Genomic DNA, 1,272 nt, shown 5'->3' on the forward strand with positions numbered 1-1,272 from the left:
GCCTGCTCCGCGCCGTTGTGAAAACCTCCAACGTAGACTCCATGGAGAAACTCCTTGTCGCTCATCCATGGAATGTCGATCACAAATCAGAAGCCTGCAGACAATGTGGGGGTAGAACACCGGTTACGGACAAACGCTAGACAGTCTGATGATTTGCAGCCCAGTTTCAGCGCTCGAGGTCACCGCTGCGCTGATGTTCGGAACCGCCAGAACGTAGAGGTACCCCCACCCCCGGTTGCGCATGCTGGCGAACGACGCGGCAATCCGAGGAGACAGAGTAACGTCGAGCAATGGAGTCTCTACGACCTCGTAGTGCTGAAGGATGGCCCAGCGAACGACCCGATGTTTCGAAACCCGCTGCTTAGGGTCCGGGATATTGTACAAACGGAATTGTTCCGTAAGCGCCCGCTCAGCGTTCCTAAGTCTGGTGAAACGACGATCAAGCTCCGTTCGCCCTGGGTAACGGCCGTCTCTACTCCGCAGAATGCTGGGTTTCAAAGTGGTAGCCTCGCCAGATCTGTAATCCCGCGTCTGCCCCCGAAGCATAAGAACGAAATCTGGATTGTGGTACTGGATCTTTGCCAGCGTCTGGATGAGCTCGTTGTAATCCCTTACGAGCTTGCCATCGCCGCTAGCTACTTCGAGCTGATCGACTTCGCGGACTTCCGCGCTTTCAGTGGCGAACCCCCACAGCGGTTTGTGACCTACTGTCTCCACATTTTTCTCCCCAAGCAATCAACAGCACTTAATAAACGACCGAATGCTAGAGCGAAAGCTCGTGGGAGAAATCTGAAGTTGCGCCCTAACCGCATTGGTTGAAGCGAATGGCCCTAAGTGCGGTTGACAAAGTGCGCATTGGCCACAGTCAGTGCGCGAGACTTGAAAATTCTTATGGAATTCAACGTGGGAATGGTCGGTAATTGCAAGATGAGGGTCCGCCTTACATCTGAGATAAGATAGCCCCGCGGTGACTAGGTTTGCCGCGGGGTTTTGTTTAGGGGGAACAATCGTGACACTGACCAACACGTACCTGGTGGGAGCAGGAAAGGTAAAAGAGTTCTTTGAGAAGATGAAAGACGGTCAAGCGCCAGATCAGTTTACAGTGCAACTCCTGAAGGATTGGGGCTTTAGCTCGTCAAACGATCGTAAGCGCCCGGTGAAGGCCGCCTTGCGAGGTTGATGCGAACATCGGAAGTCCTAGTGCAAACACTAGGAGTAGTCCTATGACCAAGCATCCAATTGAAGTCATCACGTCCGTGGAGCGCCGTCGGC

Annotated in this window: 2 protein-coding genes; one reads left to right on the plus strand and one right to left on the minus strand. The window is 53.8% G+C overall.

All coding sequences use genetic code 11. The features are described 5' to 3' along the window. Positions 1-123 precede the first annotated feature (123 nt). Positions 124-546 (minus strand): FRG domain-containing protein, encoded by a 423-nt coding sequence (locus DYZ14_RS24705; RefSeq protein WP_445292621.1) that lies wholly within the window; start codon positions 544-546, stop codon positions 124-126. Positions 547-1,009: 463 nt separating this feature from the next. Between DYZ14_RS24705 and DYZ14_RS23990 the strand changes: the two genes are divergently transcribed. Further along, entirely contained in the window at positions 1,010-1,180 is a 171-nt protein-coding gene (locus DYZ14_RS23990) for a DUF5343 domain-containing protein (protein ID WP_154722938.1), read from the plus strand. The last annotated feature ends 92 nt before the right edge of the window (positions 1,181-1,272 follow it).

This window comes from Ciceribacter sp. T2.26MG-112.2, assembly GCF_900492205.1.
GTDB classification, from domain to species: domain Bacteria; phylum Pseudomonadota; class Alphaproteobacteria; order Rhizobiales; family Rhizobiaceae; genus Allorhizobium; species Allorhizobium naphthalenivorans_A.